Below are 22,514 nucleotides of genomic sequence, written 5' to 3'. Positions count from 1 at the left end.
CCACACGGCTGAGAGCTATTTATGAGCACCGATACCCTGCAACTGATCCTTGAAGACACCGACGGCACCCAACTGGAAACCTCCTGCACCCGCGTTGCCGTGATCTGGCAGGGCAAGGAAGTCTGGATTCAGCACGACGGCCGTGGCCAACTGCTGATCGGTGTGGATGTGGAAGAAGGCGACGCCGAGTACGCCAACCTGCTGATGCGCCCACTGGCCACCAACCTGATGAGCCTGCAACTGGAAATGGAACCGGCCGACGTTGAGGCTGATGACGACGATCACGTCCACGGCCCAGGCTGCAACCACTAAGGAAGCTGCTTATGCTCGCCCTCGGCAAACTCCTTGAACTGACGCTCGCCGGTCGTGAACCGGCGCAAAAAATTCAACTGACTGTCGACGGCGTGCAGATGCGCTGGCTCAGCGAAGGCGCGCTTGAAGTGCGCCCGCCGCAAGCGCGGGACAACGGCAGCGACGTGCTGCTGTCGTCCGGCATCCATGGCAACGAAACCGCGCCGATCGAACTGCTCGACCGCCTGTTGCATGGCATCGCCCGTGGGGAGATCAAACCCCGCACCCGTATTCTGTTCCTGTTCGGCAACCCCGAGGCCATGCGCCGCGGCGAGCGTTTCCTCGAACTGGACGTCAACCGGCTGTTCAACGGCCGTCACGAAAAAAACATCGGCCCTGAAGCCATGCGCGCCGCCGAGCTGGAACAATTGGCTCGCAGCTTCTTCAGCCTGCCTGGCCGTGCGCGCCTGCATTACGACCTGCACACCGCCATTCGCGGCTCGAAGGTCGAGCAGTTTGCGCTCTACCCGTGGAAGGACGGGCGTCAGCATTCACGCCACGAACTGGCGCGCTTGCGCGCCGCCGGTATGCAGGCGGTGCTGCTGCAGAACAAAACCTCGATCACCTTCTCCGCCTTTACTTATGAGCAACTGGACGCCGAGGCCTTCACCCTGGAATTGGGCAAGGCACGGCCGTTCGGGCAGAACCAGGGCGTGGACGTGTCGCGCCTGGAAACCCGGCTGACGCAGATCATCGAAGGCACCGAGCCGGACACCGGCAGCCTGGATGGCCTGCAGCTGTTTGCCGTGTCCCGCGAAGTCATCAAGCACAGCGATGCATTCCTGTTGCACCTGCCGGCGGACGTGGAAAACTTTTCGCCGTTGGCCCAGGGCTATCTGCTCGCCGAAGACGTCGCCAAGACCCGCTGGGTGATCGAAGAGGAGGGCGCACGCATCATCTTCCCGAACCCGAAGGTGAAGAATGGCTTGCGCGCAGGGATATTGATCGTGCCGACCACGGACGCCGGGTTGGCGTAGATCTCAACCTTAACCGGATCCAAATGTGGGAGGGGGCTTGCCCCCGATAGCGGTCTGTCAGTTAAAAATTTTCTGACTGTTACACCGCAATCGGGGGCAAGCCCCCTCCCACATTTTGTTTTGCGGTGTTGCTTAAACTGCTACCGCACGCGGCTCGCTGCGGCGGATCGCCCGCACCTTGTGCAAGGTGTCGGCGCAGGTGCGTGCCGCTTCCTGGCCCTTGTGTACGAAATGATCATGGAAAAACGCATGGTGCTCGCTGCCCGCGTGGAAGTGGTGCGGGGTCAGGGACACCGAGAACACCGGCACTTCGGTTTCCAACTGAACCTGCATCAGGCCGCTGACCACCGATTGGGCCACGAACTCGTGACGGTAGATGCCGCCGTCCACCACCAGGGCCGCGGCAACGATGCCGGCGTAACGGCCGGTCTTGGCCAGCAGCTTGGCGTGCAGGGGCATTTCAAAGGCGCCACCGACTTCGAAGAAATCGATGTCCGATTCCTGGTAACCCAGGGCGATCATTTCGCTGAGGAAGCCTTTGCGCGATTGGTCGACAATATCCTTGTGCCAGCAGGCCTGGATAAACGCGACGCGCTCGCCGTGGTGGTTTTTGCTTTTGCTATCGATTGCGGTGGGTTGCATGTTCTGACTCCTGTTTAAGAAAAAAACAGGGCGTTATGGATCGAATGGGATTTAAGGGTACGAACAGCTGGGTCATGCAAGCATGAACTCAGCGCGCGGCCCTTTGGCGCCAATCCCGTTCTCTCTTCATCCGGACTATGACCGTCGGCCCCGGGATCACACCGGGTCTGCTGACCTTGTCGCCGTCCTGCCGGAGCAGTTCGAGGCGCCAAGCGCTCGCGGGCTATGCGCATTGCGCGCAATTACCGCCGGTGGGGAATTGCACCCCGCCCTGAGAACGTTGCCGCCAGAACCCTGGCGGCGCAGAGTTTTTAACATGGTTTTTCAGAAACTGCACGATTGCCGTATCGATAACCTATATCGGTTTGTTTGATCGATATTCGATTGACGCAGCATAGGGCTTGATATTCCGTGGCTTTACCCGCAGTAATCGTCAGTACGAAAAAAAACGCCCAACCCGTCAGAGGCCAGTGTAATGACCGTGATAGACCTGCGCAGTGACACCGTGACCCAACCCACCCCCGGCATGCGCGATGCGATGGCCAGCGCCGTCAGCGGCGATGACGTGTATGGCGAAGACCCCAGCGTCAACCGCCTGGAGGCCGAACTGGCCAAGCGCCTGGGGTTCGCCGCGGCGTTGTTCGTGCCCACCGGCACCATGAGCAACCTGCTGGCGTTGATGGCCCACTGTGAGCGTGGTGAGGAATACATCGTCGGTCAGCAGGCCCACACTTATAAGTACGAAGGCGGTGGCGCGGCCGTGCTGGGTTCGATCCAGCCGCAACCGTTGGAGGTGCAGGCGGACGGTTCCCTGGACCTGGATCAGGTGCTCGAAGCGATCAAACCCGATGATTTCCACTTCGCCCGCACCCGCCTGCTGGCGTTGGAGAACACCATGCAGGGCAAGGTGTTGCCGCTGGAATACCTGGCCAGGGCGCGTGCGTTCACCCGTGAGCATGGCCTGGCCCTGCATCTGGACGGCGCGCGGCTCTACAACGCGGCGGTCAAGCTCGACGTGGATGCGCGGGAGATTGCCCGGCATTTCGATTCGGTGTCGGTGTGCCTGTCCAAGGGCCTGGGCGCGCCAATTGGCTCGGTGTTGTGCGGTTCCACGGCGTTGATCGCCAAGGCGCGGCGCCTGCGCAAGATGGTCGGCGGCGGCATGCGTCAGGCCGGTTCCCTGGCGGCGGCGGGGCTGTATGCCCTGGATCATCAGGTGCAGCGTCTGGCCGACGACCACGCCAGCGCCCAATGGCTGGGGGATGAACTGCGCAAGGCTGGGTATACGGTGGAGCCGGTGCAGACCAACATGGTCTATGTGCCGCTCGGCGACCGGGCGCAGGCCTTGAAGGTATTTGCCGCCGAGCGCGGCATCAAGTTGAGCGCCGCGCCGCGTCTGCGCATGGTCACGCACCTGGACGTGAGCCGGGCGCAGATCGAGCAAGTGGTGCAGGCATTCGTCGAGTTTTCTCGGAAATGACCGTGCAGACTGTCTAATTGACTGTTTCTATCACATAAACACGCTGTACCACCGGCAAAGGGCCGATATAATGCGGCCCTTTGCCGTCGCTCCGTCTGATGATGTTGCGCACTGGCCTTTGGCCTCAGACTCCGTGGAAGAACCTAATGAAAAGCGCAGAAATCCGTGAAGCCTTCCTTCGCTTCTTCGAAGAGCAAGGCCACACCCGTGTCGCCTCCAGCTCCTTGATCCCAGGCAATGACCCCACCCTGCTGTTCACCAACGCGGGGATGAACCAGTTCAAGGACTGCTTCCTGGGCCAGGAAAAGCGCGCCTACACCCGCGCGGTCAGCAGCCAGAAATGCGTGCGCGCCGGTGGCAAGCACAACGACCTGGAAAACGTCGGCTACACCGCCCGTCACCACACGTTTTTCGAAATGCTCGGCAACTTCAGCTTTGGCGACTATTTCAAGCAAGACGCGATCAACTTCGCCTGGACCTTCCTCACTGGCGTGCTGAAACTGCCGAAGGAAAAGCTCTGGGTCACCGTCTACGCCAGCGATGACGAAGCCTACGACATCTGGACCCAGCAAGTCGGCGTGCCGCCTGAGCGCATGGTGCGTATCGGCGACAACAAGGGCGCGCCTTACGCCTCCGACAACTTCTGGACCATGGGCGATACCGGCCCGTGCGGCCCTTGCACCGAGATTTTCTACGATCACGGCGCCGATATCTGGGGCGGCCCACCGGGTTCGCCGGAAGAAGACGGCGACCGTTACATCGAGATCTGGAACAACGTGTTCATGCAGTTCAACCGCACCGCCGATGGCGTGCTGCATCCGCTGCCGGCACCGTCGGTGGATACCGGCATGGGCCTGGAGCGGATCAGTGCGGTGATGCAGCACGTTCACTCCAACTACGAGATCGACCTGTTCCAGAGCCTGCTGGCCGCTGCGGCCAAGGCCATCGGTTGCGCCAATGAAGACCAGGCATCGCTCAAAGTGGTGGCTGACCACATCCGTTCCTGCGGTTTCCTGATTGCCGACGGCGTGCTGCCGTCGAATGAAGGCCGTGGCTACGTGCTGCGTCGTATCATCCGTCGCGCCTGCCGTCACGGTAACAAGCTGGGCGCCAACGGCAGCTTCTTCTACCAGATCGTCGCGGCGCTGGTCGCCGAGATGGGCGCAGCCTTCCCGGAACTCACCCAGAACCAGGCGCACATCGAGCGCGTGCTCAAGGCTGAAGAAGAGCAGTTCGCCAAGACCCTGGAACAGGGCCTGAAGATCCTCGAGCAAGACCTCGCCGGCCTGCAGGGCAGCGTGGTGCCGGGCGACGTGGTGTTCAAACTCTACGATACCTACGGTTTCCCGATGGACCTGACCGGCGACATCGCTCGTGAGCGCAACCTGACCCTCGACGAGGAAGGTTTCGAGCGCGAGATGGAAGCCCAGCGTGTACGCGCACGTTCCGCCAGCTCCTTCGGCATGGACTACAACAGCCTGGTCAAGGTCGACGTGGCCACCGAGTTCACTGGCTACAAGGCCACCCACGGTTCGGCCAAAGTGATCGCCCTGTATAAAGACGGCCAGTCGGTCGACGTCCTGAGTGAAGGCGATGACGGCGTGGTGGTTCTGGACCAGACGCCGTTCTACGCCGAATCCGGTGGGCAGATTGGCGACTGCGGTTTCCTCAAGGCCTCTTCCGGTCGTTTCGATGTGCGCGATACCACCAAGACCGGCGGTGCGTTCCTGCACCACGGCGTGCTGGCGTCGGGCAGCCTGACCGTCGGTTCGCCGGTGGACGCCCAGGTGGACGCCGACGTGCGCCACGCCACTGCGCTGAACCACTCGGCCACCCACTTGCTGCACGCGGCACTGCGCCAGGTGTTGGGCGAGCACGTCCAGCAGAAGGGGTCGTTGGTTGACAGCCAGCGCCTGCGTTTCGACTTCAGCCACTTTGAAGCGATCAAGCCTGCGCAGATCAAGGCCCTGGAAGACATCGTCAACGCCCAAGTGCGTAAGAACACCGCGGTGGAAACCGAGGAAACCGACATCGAGACCGCCAAGGCCAAAGGCGCCATGGCGCTGTTCGGCGAGAAGTACGGCGACAACGTGCGCGTCCTGAGCATGGGCGGCAACTTCTCGGTGGAGCTGTGCGGCGGTATCCACGCCAATCGTACCGGCGACATCGGCCTGCTGAAAATCATCAGCGAAGGCGGTGTGGCGTCCGGTGTGCGTCGTATTGAGGCGGTGACCGGCGCTGCGGCCCTGGCCTACCTCAATGCGGGCGAAGAACAACTCAAGGAAGCGGCCAGCCTGGTCAAGGGTAGCCGTGACAATCTGATCGACAAACTGTCCGCCGTGCTGGAGCGCAACCGTGCGCTGGAGAAACAGCTGGAACAGTTGCAAGCCAAGGCGGCCAGCGCGGCAGGCGACGACCTGTCGGCTTCTGCGCAGGACGTCAAGGGCGTGAAAGTCCTGGCGGTGCGTCTGGACGGCCAGGACGGCAAGGCGTTGTTGGCCTTGGTCGATCAGTTGAAGAACAAGCTCGGCCGCGCAGTGATCCTGCTCGGCAGTGTCCATGAGGATAAGGTCGTTCTGGTTGCCGGTGTAACCAAAGACCTGACTGGCCAACTCAAGGCCGGTGATTTGATGAAGCAAGCCGCTGCGGCAGTGGGCGGGAAGGGCGGTGGTCGTCCGGACATGGCACAAGGCGGTGGTGTTGATGCCGGTGCCCTGGACGCGGCCCTGGCCTTGACCGTGCCGTTTGTCGAGGCAGGCATTTAAGGCGCTGTGAATGAGCCCGTGGTCTAGTCACGGGCTCGCTCGGTTGCTGGAAGATTGGTTTATTGGGCGCCCCTTTACGGGCTGAGGCGGCTTAGAAATGGCTTTGATCGTACAGAAATTTGGAGGCACCTCGGTCGGCTCTGTCGAAAGAATCGAGCAGGTCGCCGACAAGGTTAAGAAATTCCGCGACGCCGGCGATGACCTGGTGGTGGTGCTGTCGGCCATGAGCGGCGAGACCAATCGCCTGATCGAACTGGCCAAGGCCATCAGCGGCGATCAACAACCGCTGGCGCGTGAGCTGGATGTGATCGTGTCCACCGGTGAGCAGGTGACCATTGGCCTGCTGGCCATGGCGCTGAACAAGCGCGGTGTGCCGGCGGTGTCCTACACTGGCAGTCAGGTGCGTATCCTCACCGACAGCGCACACACCAAGGCGCGTATCCTGCAGATCGATGATCAGAAGATTCGCGCTGATCTGAAGGCTGGTCGTGTGGTAGTTGTCGCCGGTTTCCAGGGCGTTGACGAGCACGGCAATATCACCACCCTCGGGCGTGGCGGTTCGGATACCACCGGTGTGGCCCTGGCGGCCGCGCTCAAGGCTGACGAATGCCAGATCTATACCGATGTGGACGGCGTCTACACCACTGATCCGCGCGTGGTGTCCGTGGCCCAGCGCCTGGACAAGATTACCTTCGAAGAGATGCTGGAAATGGCCAGCCTCGGTTCCAAGGTGTTGCAGATCCGTGCGGTGGAATTCGCCGGCAAGTACAACGTTCCGCTGCGCGTATTGCACAGCTTCAAGGAGGGTCCGGGCACCCTCATTACTATTGATGAAGAGGAATCCATGGAACAGCCGATCATTTCCGGCATCGCTTTCAACCGCGATGAAGCCAAGCTGACGATCCGTGGCGTGCCAGACACCCCGGGCGTTGCGTTCAAGATCCTCGGCCCGATCAGCGGCGCGAACATTGAAGTCGACATGATCGTGCAGAACGTTTCGCACGATAACACCACCGATTTCACCTTCACCGTTCATCGCAATGAGTACGAAGCGGCCGAGCGTATCCTGCAGAACACCGCGAGCGGGATTGGCGCGCGTGAAGTGGTCGGCGATACCAAGATTGCCAAGGTGTCGATCGTGGGCGTGGGCATGCGTTCCCATGCTGGCGTTGCCAGCCGCATGTTCGAGGCCCTGGCCAAGGAAAGCATCAACATCCAGATGATCTCCACGTCGGAAATCAAAGTCTCGGTGGTGATCGAAGAGAAGTACCTGGAACTGGCTGTACGCGCGCTGCATACCGCTTTTGAGCTGGACGCTCCGGCCCGACAGGGCGAGTGACGCAATGCCAGGAAGGCGCGGTTTACCGCGCCTTTCATTTTTTTGTAGGGCGCGTGTGTTTTGCACGGGCTCGACAATACTTAGCCGGTAGGGCTATGGCCGTTGAGCCGTAGGTCGAAGGCCTTTTTTTGCAGACTGTTGTTCCTGAACTGAAGTGCGTGAGGTGAAAGGTATGTTGATTCTGACCCGTCGTTGCGCAGAAAGCCTGATTATTGGTGATGGCGAAATCACCGTGACCGTGCTCGGCGTCAAAGGCAATCAAGTGCGTATTGGGGTTAACGCTCCGAAAGAGGTAGCGGTCCATCGCGAGGAAATCTATCTGCGGATCAAGAAAGAGAAGGACGAAGAACCAAGCCTTTAATTTTTATCGTTTTTTATGTTTGCAAACGGGGAAGAACGTGGTTAATATACGCCCCGTGTTGCGGAGAGCTGGCCGAGTGGCCGAAGGCGCTCCCCTGCTAAGGGAGTACACCTCAAAAGGGTGTCGGGGGTTCGAATCCCCCGTTCTCCGCCATTATTTGCTTAGTACGTTGCAATCTGGATTTATCGGTAAGTTGTTGAAATTACTCGAAAAAATCGCTTTACATAGAGATTGAACGGCCTATAATGCGCGGCAACAAATGCACTCGTAGCTCAGCTGGATAGAGTACTCGGCTACGAACCGAGCGGTCACAGGTTCGAATCCTGTCGAGTGCACCATTTAAGAGTCAGTTGTAGTAATGCAGGTGATTTTGTTACAACCAGTTGTGATCTGGTCTAAAAACACAATCTGCACTCGTAGCTCAGCTGGATAGAGTACTCGGCTACGAACCGAGCGGTCACAGGTTCGAATCCTGTCGAGTGCACCATACAAACAAAAAGCCCGCCGAGTGCGGGCTTTTTGCCGTCTGGGGGTTTTGTAGGATTTAGCCTTTTTCTCCCACCTCATGTGTTTTCCTTTCGCGTGGCGGCGTCGCAGTTCATAGATGCGGCCAGTCCTCAGCTTTGGCTCGCAAGCGCTTGTTCTTACCAGTTTTTTGACGTTAAAAGCGGCGGGCGGTGTATCATTGCGCCCGTCAGCCCCGCCGGGGCTTGTGGAATACCTCCATGGACTTACCCAGTAGTTACTCAGTACCCCGTTTTACCAATCATGAATTGACTGATTGATCCTTCCGGCGTGCCCCGCTGCTGGGAGTGGAGTTCGCCTATGACCGAAGTAGAAGTAAAGAAAACACAAGAAAGCCTGCAGGATCGTCTGGCTCAAGTTATCGAGCTGTTGCAGCGCCAGCGCTTGGTCGAAGACCTCACGCACCGCCAGGAAGGTCCGAACCACGACCGCGTCGAAAACCTGGTTCATCGGCAAAACCTCGTCGAGTTGCAACGCAAGCTCGATGACCTGCACTCCGCCGACGTCGCTTATATCCTTGAGGCCTTGCCGCTGGATGATCGACTGACCCTCTGGCAGTTGGTCAAGGCCGACCGCGACGGCGACATCCTGCTCGAAGTATCCGACTCCGTCCGTGAAACCCTGATCGCCGACATGGATGATCACGAGCTCCTGGCTGCGGCCCGGGAGATGGATGCCGACGAACTGGCTGACCTGGCCCCCGAGCTGCCCCGTGATGTTGTCCATGAGCTGATGGAAACCCTCGATGGCCAGCAGCGTGAGCGTGTGCGCTCCGCGCTGTCCTATGACGAGGACCAGGTCGGCGCGCTGATGGACTTCGAGATGGTCACCATCCGCGAAGACGTCAGCCTGGAAGTGGTACTGCGTTACCTGCGTCGCCTGAAAGAGCTGCCAGGGCATACCGACAAATTGTTCGTGGTCGACTACGAAGGTATTCTCAAGGGCGTGTTGCCGATCACACGCCTGCTGGTCAACGACCCCGAGAAGAAGGTTGTGGACGTGATGGCCAACGATCCGGTGAGTTTCCATCCGGATGAAGACGCCTACGATGCCGCCCAGGCATTCGAGCGTTACGACTTGATCTCGGCCCCGGTGGTCGACAAGAACGGCAAGCTGATCGGTCGTCTGACCATCGATGAAATGGTCGACCTGATCCGTGAAGAAAGTGAAACCGAAGTCCTCAACATGGCGGGTCTGCGTGAAGAGGAAGATATTTTTGCGTCGGTCTGGCGCTCCCTGCGTAACCGCTGGGCGTGGTTGGCCGTAAACCTGATCACCGCGTTTATCGCTTCGCGGGTGATCGGGCTGTTTGAAGGCTCGATCGAGAAGCTGGTGGCGCTGGCGGCGTTGATGCCCATTGTCGCCGGGATCGGCGGTAACTCCGGTAACCAGACCATTACCATGATCGTGCGCGCCATGGCGCTCGACCAAGTCAATACCGGCAACACCTCGCGTCTGATGCGCAAGGAGTTGGCGGTGGGGCTGATCAATGGTGTGGTGTGGGGCGGCGTGATCGGGATCGTGGCCTACTTGCTGTATGGCAGCTGGTCGCTAGGGGTGGTCATGACCGCCGCCATGACGCTTAACCTGCTGTTGGCGGCCCTGATGGGGGTGCTGATCCCCATGACCCTGGCGCGCCTTGGGCGCGACCCGGCCATGGGTGCCAGTGTGATGATTACCGCCATGACCGACAGTGGCGGCTTCTTCATCTTCCTTGGCCTGGCGACGATCTTCCTGCTCTGACCCCTCGCGGCGGGGGCAACCCAGCCCCCGCCCAGTATTGCCTTCCCGAATTACGCGCAAAAAAAAGCCAGCACGTGGCTGGCTTCGGCTTTCAGGGGCAGATCAATTGGCTTCTGCGGCCGCCTCAACGTCATGTGCAATAAGCGAAACGAGGGCATTTTGCTGGCGGTGGGAGAGCTGACGAAAACGCTGCAGCAGTTCGCGTTCGTGCAGTGACAGCTCAGGGCTGTCCAGGCGCATGCTTAACTCTTCACCCAACGCGCCTTCCTGAATGAGGCTCTGCTCAAGGCGCGCGATGATTTCGGAGTTCATGCTGCGGTGATGATTGCGAGCCACCTCGGCAATGCGTTCCCGCATTCCGTCTGGCAGACGTACGACGAACTTGTCAGCCGTGCGGCTGGAATAAATTGCCTGTTTCAATGGGCGCATATATTTAACCGGTTAGTTCAGGGGAGCGGTTATTGGAATTGGCCGCAAGATGAGTGTTAAGACAAGGCTCACGACCAAAGTTCAACCTGAATTGCAAAGAGGCCGCATCATGCCTCAATTTTGCCGGTTCCTTGGCGTCAATTCTGTGACAAATATTGAACTGCCTAAAGGCTTTATGCCAGTACTGATTTGCATTTTTGCGGGCTGGTTGGAAAACTTTTTTGCGGGCAATCGCCACAGTCCATCATCCCGCAAGCCGTTGCTGCTAAAGGGTTGGAGTCGCATATCGTATCGCAATATGGCCTTTTGCCCTTGTTTTTAAGACTAGTGGCAATTTGCCGATTTACTAGCGCGAGGCGACATAAGGTCGGTGCAGGGGCCGCGGAGAATCAGCGCAGCACGGGGTCGAATTTGATTCGGCGGCCGACGATCAGCGTCAACAACAGGAGGCTGCCGAACACGGCGCTGGCGATGAGGGTGGTGGCGTGAGCGTCCTGGGACGAGGATGACATACCCAGTACGGCAGTTACGACGGTCAGGCACAAAAACAGCCAGGCGATTTTGGACATGGAAGGCTTCCTCAGAAAACCCAGTGTTCAGTGGCGGGCGCGGTCTGCGTGCTTTGGGTAAGGCGCACAGGTGATTGTGGGTTGGCCGTCATCACCGCCAATTGCGGGCGTTGTTGCAGATGATGCGGCACGGGCTGGCGGATCTGCGCGACGTCATCGCTGACGCTCGACTGAAAATGAAACATCACCAGTGCGGCCAGGGCTACGGTATTGAGGGCTAACAGAAGGGTGCTGTTCATCGTCATCTTCTCCGCAGCGGGTTCAGCCGAATGGATTTGTGGGAGAAGTGTTGCAGATGCCGTGCCAATGTTTTATTTCAATAAAATCAATGGTTTGAGTTTAATCTAAACAGCGCTCGGGTTGCAATTTGCAATGCTGGCATTTTGGTGTAATGCATTTTGCACGATAGCCTCAGGTGCCCGGATTTGCGGGGCGAAACCGGGATCAGTGGCGCAAGCATTGGCTTACACTCAAAAAGCCTACGGACGACATGACAAAACCCACCTTGGCCGTTAACATGCACGCCGTCCGTCGCAGCGCCGTTGGCCCGATGGCTGTCATTTGTCCCAGTAGCTCAATTGGATAGAGCATCCCCCTCCTAAGGGGAAGGTTGGCCGTTCGAACCGGCCCTGGGACACCATACAAATAAGGTCTCTCGCGCCGATCCACTGCCAGCTCATTTTTCCCATGACAGTAGGGTGACAGCAATAGGCCAACAAAAAGCCCCGCCGGGCGTTGCTCTGGCGGGGCTTTTTTGTTTTTGAATGGGCGACTCACTTAATCAGGGTCTAAAGGTGAGCCAGGATCACACTCGTTCACTCGCCGGGAGATGCTCGACGTCACCCGTCTACCGCCCATTGGGGACGTCAAGTGAGGTCACGCAGGCCAGTCTTGCTCACATCGTGAACAAATAGACCATGAGCAAAACGCCCAGGATTGCAGTAATGACATTAATGCCAGGGCCGGTATTAACGCTGTAGCCAAGGGGGATCTCAACGGGCCTGAGGGTCTTGACCACCTTTTTGTATTGCCAGGATGACCAGCAGGCAACCGATGAGCCCAGCATCAGAAAAGCCAGCCCGATCCAGAACGAAAAGTGTTTTCCGGGAGAACCCGGAACGTCCGGTTTCAGCATCTGCAGCAGTAGCCCGGATCGTTCAATCACAAAGCCAAATGCCATCAGCGAAAGACTGGTTCGGTTCCATGCCAGCAATGTGCGCTCGGCGGCAAAGAACACGCGCGGATCGTTCAGGTCGGACATTGAAATTTCCTTGTTCAAACAGCTTTTGAAACGACACCACGCAGATTTAAACAAAAATACTCGGTGTGTACGTTTATAGATCCAGCTGTTGGCGTCAACGCGCACATGCCCAACGCAGCGTCCCGTGCTTGGCGCATAGCCACAAAATCGGCTGCGCCAATGCCCTCGTGCACGTGAACGCTATGGGTTTTTTGCTCAGCAACGGTTACAGGTTTTGATGCCCAGCAACCTGTACACAGGGCAGAAACGGAAAAGACCAGTAGCCAGTGGCACTAAGCCGATCCAACCCCACCAGCCGATCACGCCCATCAGACTGAGGCCAATGAGAACCAGGCCGGCGACAATGCGCAGGCTACGGTCAATGGTTCCAAGGTTCGCTTTCATGACGATCTCCCGATCAGTGGTTGCGCCGGGTCTCCAGCGCAGTAAACAACAACATGCCGGCCAACATGGCCAACATGAACACGATTGCTTGCCAGCGTCCTGTCAGCAGAATTGCCACCGCAGGGCCAGGACAGATGCCTGCTATCCCCCAGCCGATGCCGAATAGCAGGCTGCCGCCGATCAAACGCGGGTCCAATTCACGCTTGGTCGGCAACTGCATTGGCGTTCCCAGCAGCGAGCGGGATTGTTGGCGCGCCCAGGTCAGCGGGCCAATGGCTATGCCAATGGCCCCGACCATGACCAGCGCAAGGGAAGGGTCCCAAGCACCGGCTAAATCCAGGAACGCCAGGACTTTGCTCGGGTTGGCCATGCCTGCCAGCAGCAGCCCCAAGCCGAACAGCAGGCCAGCAATGAATGCCGTCAGTTTGTTCATATCCAGCCTCCCAGCAGATGACGCAGGACAAATACGGTAATGAAACCGCTGAACATGAAACAGGCGGTGGCGACCATCGATCGCGGCGAAAGGCGCGATATGCCGCACACGCCATGGCCACTGGTGCAACCTGAACCGTAGCGTGTGCCAATACCCACCAATACACCGGCGACGATCAGTCCAAACCCGCCACTTTGGAATTCAATCTGCGGCAGCGCGGCGAACAAGCCCCATAGAAGCGGCGCGATGAGCAGGCCCAGGAGAAAAAGCGCCTTCTCCCCAGCTCCCTCGCTTCCCCGCTGTAAAAGACTGCCGATCAGACCGCTGATGCCGGCGATACGCCCGTTGGCGACGACGAAAAGACTGGCCGCCAAGCCAATCAATGCGCCGCCTGCAAGGGATGACCAGGGAGTGAAGTTGAGCCAGTCGATATTCATGAGGCTTCTCCAGCGCAAAATTGTTGATACAAGGTTTGGATGACTGCCAGTGCCGCAGGACTGCTGATGCGATAGAACACCTGCTTTCCGTCTCGACGGGTATCCACCAGTCCTTCGCGGCGCAGCACAGCCAGCTGTTGAGACAGCGTCGGTTGTTGTATCCCGAGCAGCGACTCCAGATCGCCGACATTGCGCTCGCCTTGGGATAGCTGGCAGAGCAGGATCAAGCGATCCGGATTGGCCAGAGCCTTAAGGAACTTGCTGGCGGCATCGGCGTTGGCGTGAAGCCGCTGGAGATCTGATTCGGGCATACGATTGATCACTAACTGTTCAGTTTGTTAAATTATAGTATATAAAAATAATAAGTGTGTGTCAGCACCGATCTGCGTTCGTCGCTGGCAGGAGAGGTCAGGGGCTAAAGGCGAAGCGAAAGTGAGTGGTGCAGCTTTGCTGATCCGATGAGGTCGCTCTGCGCCATTGCAAGGCGACCGAATTGACCGAGCCCTGGGAGTCGACACCCCGTGGCTCAACGCCTGTCCCTTCAGTACGGTTTGGCTTGCCCGGCTTTCCTCAGGCTCTGTACCATCCGGGTCTGATCAGGACAGCGTTAGAAGGCCATCCTGTAGCCATTACCGCCGTTCCCGTTTGGACACCTCATGACCTACACAGAACTTAACGACCCCGCACTATTTTCTGCGCAGGAGAAAGACGCGTTTGAACCTTCGACCATCGTCCAGAATGATTTTTCTTCTGCACTTCTGAAGTACGGCCAGTCATCTTCTACACGCCCCCTTCTTCTGAACGGGGATTGCCTCGACGTATTGAAGTCGCTGCCGGACGAGTCGGTTGATTTTGCAATGACGTCGCCGCCGTACTGGGGGAAGCGGGAATATCAAAACGGCGGGATAGGCCTGGAAAAAGATTATCGGGATTTCGTAGCAGATCTTTGCGCTGTGTTTCTGGAACTCAAGCGCGTGCTGAAGTCGACGGGGTCGTTCTGGCTCAATCTCGGTGATTCTTATAGCGGTAAGGGGCTGCTCGGGATTCCTTGGCGAGTGGTTTTCGAGCTTACCGACAATCAAGGCTGGATACTTCGAAACAGCATCATATGGAACAAACTGAAAGGCGGCATGGACAACACCAAAGACCGGCTTGGCAATGTTCATGAGAACTTGTTTCACTTTGTGAAGCAGTCAAAAAACTATTATTACAATGCTGATGCCGTCCGGTCCAAGCCCAGAGAATCCAAAGTGGTGAATGGCTCGATAGTTTCCGCCACGGGCGTTTCGGGCGTGCGTTACAAGCGTCAGATCGAGTTGTCGACCTCGTTGAGCGACGCAGAAAAATTATCCGCACATGCCGCCCTGGCCGGCATCCTCGCAGATTTGTCTTGCGGTAAAGTGTCTGACTTCCGGATGATCATTCGTGGCCAGCAAAGAGCGACGCACTCCGACAGTGAAAAAGTATCGGGACGGGCGAAGGAACTCAGGGATAAAGGTTATTACTTTCTTAAATACCATCCGAAGGGGAGTAAACCGTCTGACGTCTGGGACATTCTCCCGGAAGATTCGCAGGGCCGGGAAACCCACTTTGCCCCCTATCCGGTCGACCTGTGCCGTATACCTTTATTGGCGACCTGCCCACCAGGCGGTATTGCAATCGACCCTTTCTGCGGTACGGGAACAACGATGGTCGCGGCGCAACGCTTAGGCTTGAAGTCGATCGGGATAGATATCTCCGAGCAGTATCTTGAGATGACCAAAGACAGGTGCAATACGCTGTTATGAGCAAAATAATAGAGTTGTTCGGGAAGGGTACGCATAATCGCTCCGTCGACTGGCAAGACGTGATTGGCGCTCAACGCTGCGCCTATACCAACAAGCGTTGCTACAAAGTCAGGAAGTCCAACCCCGACATTTCTATCGGTACGTGCAGCGTGCTGTACGGAAAAGTGCAGGAACCGGTAATCATCTGTCCTGTCCGGCTAATCGAGCGCCGGCAGATTTTTACCGACTGTTTTCATCTATTGACGACCCATGAACCGGGGAACGAGCTTCACATCATCCCCGAAGTGTCGATCCCGGGGGGAAGTGTCGATTATTTCTTGGTGTCGGTAAAAGATGGAAAGGTGAAGGACTTCGTTGGCATCGAGCTGCAGACCCTCGATACGACCGGAACGGTCTGGCCAGAACGCCAGAGAATGCTGGAAACGCTAGGGATTTCCAGGTCGGACAGTGCTGAAGCGTCCAATAAAACCTTCGGCATGAACTGGAAAATGACCGCAAAAACCATCTTGGTTCAAATGCACCACAAAGTGCAGACATTTGAACACCTCAACAAGAAGCTGGTGTTGGTGGTCCAGGACAAGCTGCTGAGCTATATGACCAAGGAATTTAAATTCGACCATCTTGAAACACCGGCATTGATTGGCGACTCAATGCATCTTCATGCCTATAAAATGGATAATGCAGGTGCTGGCGACTATAAGATCTCGATGTCATCCCGACTCAGTACGGATGCGGACGGAATCGGTATGTGCCTGGGGCTCCAGGCAGAGGCCCGGGTAGAACTTGAGCAAATATTGATTGGGCTGCAGACCAAGCTATCCGACCGCACGTTGTTCCAGGCAGTGGGGACGCCCGACAGTTTGGTGTGATACCGCCTGCGTGCGCGATTGCAAGAGGGCACCGAGTGGATGCCCCCTGTGCAGACGACGCTTTTAAAACGTCGCTTTAACCTGTAACCCCGCCGCCAACGCATTGTCGCGTTTTTTGCCGGAAAACGCGCCGGGCTCGATGTAGTACTGCAGGTCGGGGCGCAGCAGCAGCCACGGTGTGACCTGTGCGCCGTAGTTGAGCTCAAGCATTTGCTCGCCGTTGTCGAGGTTGGCGATCATCTCGGCGTCTTCGAGGTTGGTCGCCTTGGCTTCTTGCACATCCCGTGTGCGCGAGTTGAGCACGGCGCGCCCATAGCCAAAAGAGATGGAGTCGTTCGGGCGGCTCGCAAAAGGCTTTTGTTTGACCAGGCCCACCGAGTACCAGCGGCGCATCGGCGAGGTCGCTGCGTTGCTGCTGGCTGCCTGGCCGAAGAGGCGCAGCACGCTTTGCGGGTCTTGCTCATTGCGCCAGATGGCTTGGTCCATCAACACGTAGGCGCCGGTGCGGTTGCTGCTCTTTTGCGTACTGCCGATCTCGGGGGCGTTGGAGGTGTCGTAGTACCAACCGACTTTGTATTGGCCGTTCAGGAAGGCGTCGTTATTGAAGATCGCCTCCAGCGGCAAAATCGCCCCCGTGGTGCCGTTGCTGGGCATGGAGAACGCTTTGGAAGAGCGCGTGTTGTATTCCGGGTTGACCTGGAACACGGCGGTTTGCAGCGTCAGCGACGGGTTGACGTCGTAACGCAACTCGCCACCCCAGTGCGCCGTCGGGTAGTTGCCCCAGCCACTGCCGCTCGACATGGTCAGCGGATGCGCACAAAAGCCGGCGCTCACAAAGTTGGTCAAGATGGGCATGCCACCAAAATCGGTGCCCATCACCATGAAACCGACTTTGGTGGACAGGGCCGGCGAAAACAGGTTGCGTTGATAGCTGAACTCGGTCAGCCGGGTGTATTCGCCGCCGTAGTTTTCCTGGGACGACAGGCGGTTTCCAAGCAAATCTTCCGTGGCGCTGTGGCCGCGACGGTCGTTGACCAGCAGTTGCACGCGTCCCGCATCGGGGCTGTCGAGCAACTTGCTCAGATCAAACTGGGCACCGATGCGTATTTGTTGCGAATAGCGGGTGCCGCGCTTGATCCCGCCATGCAGGTTGGAAATCGTTTCGGAACTGTAGTCGCCGGTCAGTTTGATGCCCTCGTCGGCCAACTTTTGGCGTTCACCGTCCCAGTCGCCAGTGAGTGTGGAGCGGTTCATCAGATCGTCGGCCAATGCCGGGGACGGGGCGAAGAGGCATAGCGACAAACCGCTGCACAGGCTGCTGGTCAGCATGGCGCGGAAAGAAAAAAGCATTTTGGATGTGCTCCGTTACAGAGAAAGTGGGGGAATAGCTCAACGCTGCGCGTTGTTTATCGGTTTGCGCTGTTCTTTTTTGATTTGGAAAAATAACCCCCGTAAACGGGGGTTATTTTCATGCAGTGGCAACTAACGCATTACGGCTTGATGTTGTCCGGCAATGCATAAGCAATGATGTAATCACCGACATCAGGCGAATGGCTCATGCCACCTGCGGAGATGACCACGTACTGCTTCCCGGTGGTGGGTGACTGATAGATCAGCGGGGCCGCAACCGCACCAACCGGCAAACGGGCTTTCCAGACTTCTTTACCGGTGGCCGAGTCGAGTGCGCGCAGGTAGTAGTCCTGGGTGCCTGCAAAGAACACCAGGCCAGAGGCTGTCGACGTCGGACCGCCAAGCGTCGGCATGCCCAGCGGAATTTGCAGGTGGGTCTTGATCCCCAGCGGGCCGGTATCCTGGACGGTGCCCATGGGAACCTGCCAGACCAGTTTCTGCGTATTCAGATCAATCGCACTCATGCTGCCGAAGGGTGGGGAGTTGCACGGCACGCCCAGTGGCGACTGGAGGATGTCGATTCTCACGCCACCATAGATACCGGCGACTTGCGGGCGAATGGTGCCCATGAAACCTGGCACTTCGTCGGTCGAGACCTTGAATTTCTTGGTTTCTTCCTTGGTCACCAATGTCATGCGCAGCGGCATGCGCATGTCGTTGACGAACATCGTGCCGGTGTTCTCATCGATGGAGATGCCACCCCAGTTCATCCCGCCCAGCAAGCCAGGCCATTCGATGTACGGCTTTTCGCTTGGCGGCGTGAACGGCCCCATGTAGACCGAATCTTTGAACATGATCCGGCAATACAGTTGGTCGAATGTCGACACCCCCCACATCGACTTTTCAGTCAGTGGGTCGGCCCCGATCACCGGCATGCCGGCCGAGTACGGTTGTGTCGGCGACAGGTGTTCGCCTTCTGCTGCCGGAGAGGTTGGAACCGGACGTTCCTGTACTTCTGTCACCGGCTGGCCAGTGCGACGATCCAGCACAAAGATTTGGCCGGTCTTGGTGGTCTGGATCAAGACCGGGGTTTTCACGCCCTGGGCATTCTTGATGTCATAGAGAACCGGCTGCGATGGCAGATCGTAATCCCATACATCGTGGTGAATGAGTTGGTAGACCCATTTGGCTTTACCGGTCGATGCATCGACGGCCACGACGGCCGAGCCAAATTTTTCTTTGACGGCGTTGCGATCACCGCCCCAATAGTCGGGCGGGCCGTTGCCGGTCGGCAAGTAGACCAGGTTCAGCTCTTTGTCGTAGGTCGGGATCGTCCATACGTTAGGTGTTTCCAGCGTGAACTGGTGATCGGCCTTGGTTGAGTCCGTGCCCTCGGGCGCGCCGACGTCCCATGCCCACACCAGCGCACCGGTCAGCACGTCGAAGGCGCGGACAGCGCCGGAAGGTTCGCCAGCCACAATGTCGCGTACCCAGCCGCCCACCACCGTGAGGTGGCCCATGACCACTGGCAGTGAGGTCGGGTGATAGCGCTTACTGTTCTCTGTCGGGCCCATGCCTTTCTTGAGATCGACGTAACCGTTGTCACCAAAACTCTGGCAAAGGGCGCCGGTATGCGCGTCAAGTGCAAACAGACGGGCATCTACCGACGACACCAGAATACGCTGGCGGCATTGCTGCTGATCGTTATACGAGGCTTTGACCGCTGCGCTCAGGCTGTCGTCTTTATCAATGTCGTAATAGCCCACGCCACGGCACGTCACATGCTCTTCGCTTTTGGCGTGAGGATCGAACTTCCAGATCGGCTTGCCTGTATCGCCATCCAGCGCGGTGATCAGGTTTTCCGGGGTGCACGAATACAGCACGTTGCCGATCTGCAACGGGGTGTTTTCGTCAACGCCAGCGCCGGCGCCGGTGGTCCTGCGTCCGGTCTGGTAGGTCCAGGCTACTTGCAGGTCCTTGACGTTTTCCGGCGTGATTTGCGTGTAAGGCGCAAACCGCGTCCCTGACGCATTGCGCCCGAAGAATTCCCAGTTTGCAGGCCCGCTGGCGGGCTCCGTGGCCTTGGGCGAGTCAGTCGCGGCGACAGGGTTCGAGATCCCGCCGTGCGGGTAGAACGCCGCAATAAAGGTGGTGATCAGGGCCAGGAACACGGCAAAGCCGAATCGGTTGGCGGTGCGCCGGGTGGTCAAGGACGTTTCCGGGAACGCAGCACCGACCCACAGGCTGAGGGTCAGGATGATCGCCGGCACCACCAGGCGTGGCAGCAGTTGCCAGTAGCTGAACTGGCCCACTTCGTAGAACGCCCACACACACGTGGCGAGGAAGATGACGACGGAGAGGGCAATGCTGATAGGTTTACGCAAGACAAACAGTGCTGCCAACAGCAGATAGGCGAAGCCGGCCAGCAGGTAGTAACTCGATCCGTCGAGTGCTACCAGTTTGAACCCGCCATAAATCAACGCCAGTGCCACGGCAAAAACAAGCAGGGAGAACAGTCCCCTTGCAATAGTACTCATTGAGGATCTTCCAGAGTGAGATCGATGATCGTCTGTCATATTTGTATATGCTCAGTTGGGGAAAAACGTAGCTGCGCCCACTGTGTACGAGCAACTTGGCCGAATGTTGAGTCCGGCCTTTAGTTGGCCAGGTGTGGTTGGTCCATGATCCCGCTGCGCTGTCTTGCTGACGGCAAGTGAGCAATGGAATCAGCGTAATAACTTGCCATCCCCGTATCTTGGCCCGAATGCCGGCACTCTTTCACCCCAACCCCTTCACGCTAAAAGCACCGTTCAATAACGAACTTGATGCTTAACCGGGGGCTGATTGAGTTTCGGCAGGAGGGGTAAAGAAAACGTGGGCGGCAGTATTACGCCTGCTTAATGACTATCCATGTGTTCAGTCGGTAATGAGTAGGCCCGAAGGCTCTGTCGGCCTTGATCGGGTTACATGCTTTGCTCCGACTGATTCGCAGGTCAATCGCGGTGGATTAACGCGCAGACCAGTTTATAGCGCTGGTTTTTTGGATAAATCCATAAGACTGGAAAACATTGTTGATGAAACAGTAACAATGCGCGGTGATACGGATTGTCGATGCCGGTGTCCGGGCAATCCTGTGCAGGGGGAGGCTTTTGGGGGGGGCGTGCTCGGTCTTTTCAAAACCCGGTCGAACCTTGCGCGTTAGCGAGGTTCACAGGAGGTGCGACGTGTATTTTGCGCAACCTTGTACCTTGTACGTTACCCGGTAGCGTCTGAGCTGTAGTCAATCGTTTTAAAACAAAATAATCCCCGGAAACAGCGCCTGGTGCCTGTCCGGACCCGCCCCCCGGGACTATCATGCCGGTAGCCCTGACCCTCACTGCAAGGAGCCGCTCGGAACGCCGATGCGCCAGATCTGGAAATCTTTTCGAGCCCTTTATTTCGCCTCCTTGATGATGCTGATCGGCTCCGGCCTGCTCAGTACTTACCTGGCCTTGCGCCTGGCGGCTGACAACGTCGACAGCCTGTGGGTCGGTGCGCTGATGGCGGCCAACTATTCCGGCCTGGTGCTGGGCGGCAAGATCGGCCACCGCCTGATCGCCCGGGTCGGGCATATTCGGGCGTATGCCACCTGTGCCGGGATCGTCGGCGCGGCGGTGTTGGGCCATGGCCTGATCGATTGGCTGCCGGCCTGGATCGTGCTGCGGATCATCGTGGGCCTGGGGATGATGTGCCAGTACATGGTCATCGAAAGCTGGCTTAACGAGCAGGCGGATGCCCGGCAGCGTGGCGTGGTGTTCAGCGGCTATATGATCGCGTCCTACCTTGGCCTGGTGCTGGGGCAGTTGATCCTGGTGATGCATCCCCAGCTCGGCCTCGAGTTGCTGATGCTGGTGGCGCTGTGCTTCGCCCTGTGCCTGGTGCCGGTGGCCATGACCCGACGCATTCACCCGGCGCCCCTGCGTCCGGCGCCGATGGAGCCGCGCTTCTTTATCCAGCGGGTGCCGCAGTCGTTGAGTACGGTGCTGGGGGCGGGGTTGATCGTCGGCTCGTTCTACGGTCTGGCGCCGCTCTATGCGTCCCAGCAGGGGCTGACCACCGAGCAGGTCGGTCTCTTCATGGGTAGCTGCATTTTTGCCGGGTTGGTGGTGCAGTGGCCGTTGGGCTGGCTGTCGGATCGTTACGATCGTGCGTTGTTGATTCGCTGCTTCGCCCTGTGCCTGGCGGTGGCGGCATTGCCGTTGGCCATCCTGAGCAAGGTGCCGTTGGAAGTGCTGTTCGTGGCCGGGTTCCTGTGTTCGCTGGTGCAGTTCTGCCTGTACCCGCTGGCCGTGGCGTTTTCCAATGACCACGTTGAAGGTGATCGGCGGGTATCGCTGACGGCCATGTTGTTGGTGACCTACGGCGTTGGTGCCAGTATCGGGCCGTTGCTGGCCGGTGTGGTGATGAAGCTGTTTGGTAGCCAGATGCTGTACGCGTTTTTCAGCCTGTGCGCGCTGATCCTGGTGTGGCGTATCCGGCCTAAAGCGGTGACCAACCTGCATCAGGTCGACGATGCACCGCTGCAGCACGTGGCAATGCCTGACAGCATGTCCAGCTCGCCGCTGGTGGCTGCACTTGATCCGCGGGTCGATGAGCAGATGGTGCAGGAGCAGATGCAGACGGCGGTTGCGGAACCAGAAACCGACTCCGAGCCACCGCCCGATGAGCCGCCTTTCGAAGGGCCGCCGGAACCACTGGGCCCGGATGAGCACCCCCATGACCTGAGCAGGGCGCGCCCCTGAATGCAAAAACGGGCAGATCCCCAAAGGGTCT

General features: G+C 58.3%; 21 protein-coding genes, 4 tRNA genes and 1 riboswitch. Of the genes, 14 read left to right on the top strand and 11 right to left on the bottom strand.

Going from position 1 to position 22,514, the window contains the following annotated elements; genetic code table 11:
- Positions 1-21 precede the first annotated feature (21 nt).
- Together U5A08_RS22805 and astE are read left to right on the top strand one after the other, a co-directional pair.
- Positions 22-312 carry a topoisomerase II gene (locus U5A08_RS22805; protein ID WP_321848716.1) on the top strand — a complete coding sequence of 97 codons (291 nt, stop codon included), beginning with the start codon at positions 22-24 and terminating at the stop codon, positions 310-312.
- 11 nt (positions 313-323) lie between these two features.
- On the top strand, positions 324-1,328 hold the full coding sequence (astE, locus tag U5A08_RS22800) for a succinylglutamate desuccinylase (RefSeq protein ID WP_253398266.1): 1,005 nt from the start codon (positions 324-326) through the stop codon (positions 1,326-1,328).
- Positions 1,329-1,460: 132 nt separating this feature from the next.
- On the opposite strand, the gene U5A08_RS22795 is transcribed toward astE, so the two are convergent.
- Positions 1,461-1,970, bottom strand: coding sequence for a 6,7-dimethyl-8-ribityllumazine synthase (locus U5A08_RS22795; RefSeq protein WP_017849205.1), 510 nt, complete (start codon positions 1,968-1,970; stop codon positions 1,461-1,463).
- Positions 1,971-2,083: 113 nt separating this feature from the next.
- Positions 2,084-2,253: riboswitch (FMN riboswitch) on the bottom strand.
- 192 nt (positions 2,254-2,445) lie between these two features.
- Here U5A08_RS22795 and ltaE point away from each other — a divergent pair.
- The 8 genes from ltaE to mgtE all read left to right on the top strand — a co-directional run bounded on the left by ltaE (position 2,446) and on the right by mgtE (position 10,183).
- Complete coding sequence (gene ltaE / locus U5A08_RS22790; protein WP_321848714.1) at positions 2,446-3,450, top strand: low-specificity L-threonine aldolase; 1,005 nt, start codon at positions 2,446-2,448, stop codon at positions 3,448-3,450.
- Positions 3,451-3,596: 146 nt separating this feature from the next.
- The gene (gene alaS / locus U5A08_RS22785) at positions 3,597-6,215 is read left to right on the top strand and encodes an alanine--tRNA ligase (RefSeq protein WP_253398263.1); all 2,619 of its coding nucleotides are present in this window, start codon (positions 3,597-3,599) and stop codon (positions 6,213-6,215) included.
- Positions 6,216-6,312: 97 nt separating this feature from the next.
- Positions 6,313-7,554 carry an aspartate kinase gene (locus tag U5A08_RS22780; RefSeq protein ID WP_253398261.1) on the top strand — a complete coding sequence of 414 codons (1,242 nt, stop codon included), beginning with the start codon at positions 6,313-6,315 and terminating at the stop codon, positions 7,552-7,554.
- A 172-nt stretch (positions 7,555-7,726) separates the two neighbouring features.
- Entirely contained in the window at positions 7,727-7,915 is a 189-nt protein-coding gene (csrA, locus tag U5A08_RS22775; protein ID WP_003175645.1) for a carbon storage regulator CsrA, read from the top strand.
- Positions 7,916-7,977: 62 nt separating this feature from the next.
- Positions 7,978-8,068 (top strand) — tRNA-Ser (locus tag U5A08_RS22770).
- Positions 8,069-8,176: 108 nt separating this feature from the next.
- Positions 8,177-8,253: transfer RNA gene (locus U5A08_RS22765), tRNA-Arg, on the top strand.
- A gap of 72 nt (positions 8,254-8,325) precedes the next feature.
- Positions 8,326-8,402 (top strand) — tRNA-Arg (locus tag U5A08_RS22760).
- Between the two features lie 338 nt (positions 8,403-8,740).
- Entirely contained in the window at positions 8,741-10,183 is a 1,443-nt protein-coding gene (gene mgtE, locus U5A08_RS22755; RefSeq protein ID WP_253398259.1) for a magnesium transporter, read from the top strand.
- A gap of 102 nt (positions 10,184-10,285) precedes the next feature.
- Here mgtE and U5A08_RS22750 read toward each other — a convergent pair whose 3' ends face one another.
- The 3 genes from U5A08_RS22750 to U5A08_RS22740 form a co-directional block, all read right to left on the bottom strand.
- Entirely contained in the window at positions 10,286-10,612 is a 327-nt protein-coding gene (locus tag U5A08_RS22750) for an Arc family DNA-binding protein (protein WP_003193592.1), read from the bottom strand.
- Between the two features lie 389 nt (positions 10,613-11,001).
- Positions 11,002-11,181 carry a PA3371 family protein gene (locus U5A08_RS22745; RefSeq protein WP_321848711.1) on the bottom strand — a complete coding sequence of 60 codons (180 nt, stop codon included), beginning with the start codon at positions 11,179-11,181 and terminating at the stop codon, positions 11,002-11,004.
- A gap of 11 nt (positions 11,182-11,192) precedes the next feature.
- Positions 11,193-11,420: a hypothetical protein gene (locus U5A08_RS22740; protein WP_253398248.1), complete on the bottom strand. Its 228-nt coding sequence runs from the start codon at positions 11,418-11,420 to the stop codon at positions 11,193-11,195.
- Positions 11,421-11,744: 324 nt separating this feature from the next.
- On the opposite strand from U5A08_RS22740, the gene U5A08_RS22735 reads away from it, so the two are divergent.
- Positions 11,745-11,821 (top strand) — tRNA-Arg (locus tag U5A08_RS22735).
- A 255-nt stretch (positions 11,822-12,076) separates the two neighbouring features.
- Here U5A08_RS22735 and U5A08_RS22730 read toward each other — a convergent pair.
- The 5 genes from U5A08_RS22730 to U5A08_RS22705 form a co-directional block, all read right to left on the bottom strand.
- A complete protein-coding gene (locus U5A08_RS22730; protein WP_321848710.1) occupies positions 12,077-12,442 on the bottom strand; it encodes a YidH family protein in 366 nt (121 codons plus the stop codon).
- Positions 12,443-12,637: 195 nt separating this feature from the next.
- Complete coding sequence (locus tag U5A08_RS22720) at positions 12,638-12,826, bottom strand: YgaP family membrane protein (protein WP_247395937.1); 189 nt, start codon at positions 12,824-12,826, stop codon at positions 12,638-12,640.
- 13 nt (positions 12,827-12,839) lie between these two features.
- Entirely contained in the window at positions 12,840-13,259 is a 420-nt protein-coding gene (locus tag U5A08_RS22715) for a DUF6691 family protein (RefSeq protein ID WP_253398238.1), read from the bottom strand.
- Complete coding sequence (locus U5A08_RS22710) at positions 13,256-13,696, bottom strand: YeeE/YedE family protein (RefSeq protein ID WP_253398236.1); 441 nt, start codon at positions 13,694-13,696, stop codon at positions 13,256-13,258. Before U5A08_RS22710 ends, U5A08_RS22715 begins: the two co-directional genes overlap by 4 nt.
- Positions 13,693-14,007, bottom strand: a complete 315-nt coding sequence (locus U5A08_RS22705; protein WP_247395934.1) for an ArsR/SmtB family transcription factor — start codon at positions 14,005-14,007, stop codon at positions 13,693-13,695. The genes U5A08_RS22710 and U5A08_RS22705 overlap by 4 nt, the downstream gene beginning before the upstream one ends.
- Before the next feature lie 345 nt (positions 14,008-14,352).
- Between U5A08_RS22705 and U5A08_RS22700 the strand changes: the two genes are divergently transcribed.
- Together U5A08_RS22700 and U5A08_RS22695 are read left to right on the top strand one after the other, a co-directional pair.
- A complete protein-coding gene (locus tag U5A08_RS22700) occupies positions 14,353-15,483 on the top strand; it encodes a DNA-methyltransferase (protein WP_126587260.1) in 1,131 nt (376 codons plus the stop codon).
- On the top strand, positions 15,480-16,352 hold the full coding sequence (locus U5A08_RS22695; protein WP_321848707.1) for a NotI family restriction endonuclease: 873 nt from the start codon (positions 15,480-15,482) through the stop codon (positions 16,350-16,352). Before U5A08_RS22700 ends, U5A08_RS22695 begins: the two co-directional genes overlap by 4 nt.
- A gap of 63 nt (positions 16,353-16,415) precedes the next feature.
- Here U5A08_RS22695 and U5A08_RS22690 read toward each other — a convergent pair whose 3' ends face one another.
- Both U5A08_RS22690 and U5A08_RS22685 read right to left on the bottom strand, forming a co-directional pair.
- Positions 16,416-17,702, bottom strand: coding sequence for a carbohydrate porin (locus U5A08_RS22690; RefSeq protein WP_247395930.1), 1,287 nt, complete (start codon positions 17,700-17,702; stop codon positions 16,416-16,418).
- Between the two features lie 140 nt (positions 17,703-17,842).
- Positions 17,843-20,239 (bottom strand): membrane-bound PQQ-dependent dehydrogenase, glucose/quinate/shikimate family, encoded by a 2,397-nt coding sequence (locus U5A08_RS22685; protein ID WP_321848705.1) that lies wholly within the window; start codon positions 20,237-20,239, stop codon positions 17,843-17,845.
- Positions 20,240-21,103: 864 nt separating this feature from the next.
- On the opposite strand from U5A08_RS22685, the gene U5A08_RS22680 reads away from it, so the two are divergent.
- Positions 21,104-22,483 (top strand): MFS transporter, encoded by a 1,380-nt coding sequence (locus tag U5A08_RS22680; protein WP_253398228.1) that lies wholly within the window; start codon positions 21,104-21,106, stop codon positions 22,481-22,483.
- Positions 22,484-22,514 lie beyond the last annotated feature (31 nt).

This window comes from Pseudomonas paraveronii (assembly GCF_963681955.1).
Taxonomy (GTDB): Bacteria; Pseudomonadota; Gammaproteobacteria; order Pseudomonadales; family Pseudomonadaceae; genus Aquipseudomonas; species Aquipseudomonas paraveronii.
The sequence above is the reverse complement of the archived record's forward strand: the minus strand, read 5'-3'. Positions and strand labels throughout refer to the sequence as shown.

Excerpts from the sequence above, each read along its gene's own strand:
- U5A08_RS22795 (WP_017849205.1), bottom strand. The coding sequence starts at position 1,970 with ATGCAACCCACCGCAATCGATAGCAAAAGCAAAAACCACCACGGCGAG.
- U5A08_RS22750 (WP_003193592.1), bottom strand. The coding sequence starts at position 10,612 with ATGCGCCCATTGAAACAGGCAATTTATTCCAGCCGCACGGCTGACAAG.
- csrA (WP_003175645.1), top strand. The coding sequence starts at position 7,727 with ATGTTGATTCTGACCCGTCGTTGCGCAGAAAGCCTGATTATTGGTGAT.
- astE (WP_253398266.1), top strand. The coding sequence starts at position 324 with ATGCTCGCCCTCGGCAAACTCCTTGAACTGACGCTCGCCGGTCGTGAA.
- U5A08_RS22690 (WP_247395930.1), bottom strand. The coding sequence starts at position 17,702 with ATGCTTTTTTCTTTCCGCGCCATGCTGACCAGCAGCCTGTGCAGCGGT.
- U5A08_RS22745 (WP_321848711.1), bottom strand. The coding sequence starts at position 11,181 with ATGTCCAAAATCGCCTGGCTGTTTTTGTGCCTGACCGTCGTAACTGCC.
- mgtE (WP_253398259.1), top strand. The coding sequence starts at position 8,741 with ATGACCGAAGTAGAAGTAAAGAAAACACAAGAAAGCCTGCAGGATCGT.
- U5A08_RS22700 (WP_126587260.1), top strand. The coding sequence starts at position 14,353 with ATGACCTACACAGAACTTAACGACCCCGCACTATTTTCTGCGCAGGAG.
- U5A08_RS22740 (WP_253398248.1), bottom strand. The coding sequence starts at position 11,420 with ATGAACAGCACCCTTCTGTTAGCCCTCAATACCGTAGCCCTGGCCGCA.
- U5A08_RS22705 (WP_247395934.1), bottom strand. The coding sequence starts at position 14,007 with ATGCCCGAATCAGATCTCCAGCGGCTTCACGCCAACGCCGATGCCGCC.
- U5A08_RS22780 (WP_253398261.1), top strand. The coding sequence starts at position 6,313 with ATGGCTTTGATCGTACAGAAATTTGGAGGCACCTCGGTCGGCTCTGTC.
- U5A08_RS22685 (WP_321848705.1), bottom strand. The coding sequence starts at position 20,239 with ATGAGTACTATTGCAAGGGGACTGTTCTCCCTGCTTGTTTTTGCCGTG.
- U5A08_RS22730 (WP_321848710.1), bottom strand. The coding sequence starts at position 12,442 with ATGTCCGACCTGAACGATCCGCGCGTGTTCTTTGCCGCCGAGCGCACA.
- U5A08_RS22695 (WP_321848707.1), top strand. The coding sequence starts at position 15,480 with ATGAGCAAAATAATAGAGTTGTTCGGGAAGGGTACGCATAATCGCTCC.
- alaS (WP_253398263.1), top strand. The coding sequence starts at position 3,597 with ATGAAAAGCGCAGAAATCCGTGAAGCCTTCCTTCGCTTCTTCGAAGAG.
- U5A08_RS22720 (WP_247395937.1), bottom strand. The coding sequence starts at position 12,826 with ATGAAAGCGAACCTTGGAACCATTGACCGTAGCCTGCGCATTGTCGCC.
- ltaE (WP_321848714.1), top strand. The coding sequence starts at position 2,446 with ATGACCGTGATAGACCTGCGCAGTGACACCGTGACCCAACCCACCCCC.
- U5A08_RS22715 (WP_253398238.1), bottom strand. The coding sequence starts at position 13,259 with ATGAACAAACTGACGGCATTCATTGCTGGCCTGCTGTTCGGCTTGGGG.
- U5A08_RS22710 (WP_253398236.1), bottom strand. The coding sequence starts at position 13,696 with ATGAATATCGACTGGCTCAACTTCACTCCCTGGTCATCCCTTGCAGGC.
- U5A08_RS22680 (WP_253398228.1), top strand. The coding sequence starts at position 21,104 with ATGCGCCAGATCTGGAAATCTTTTCGAGCCCTTTATTTCGCCTCCTTG.
- U5A08_RS22805 (WP_321848716.1), top strand. The coding sequence starts at position 22 with ATGAGCACCGATACCCTGCAACTGATCCTTGAAGACACCGACGGCACC.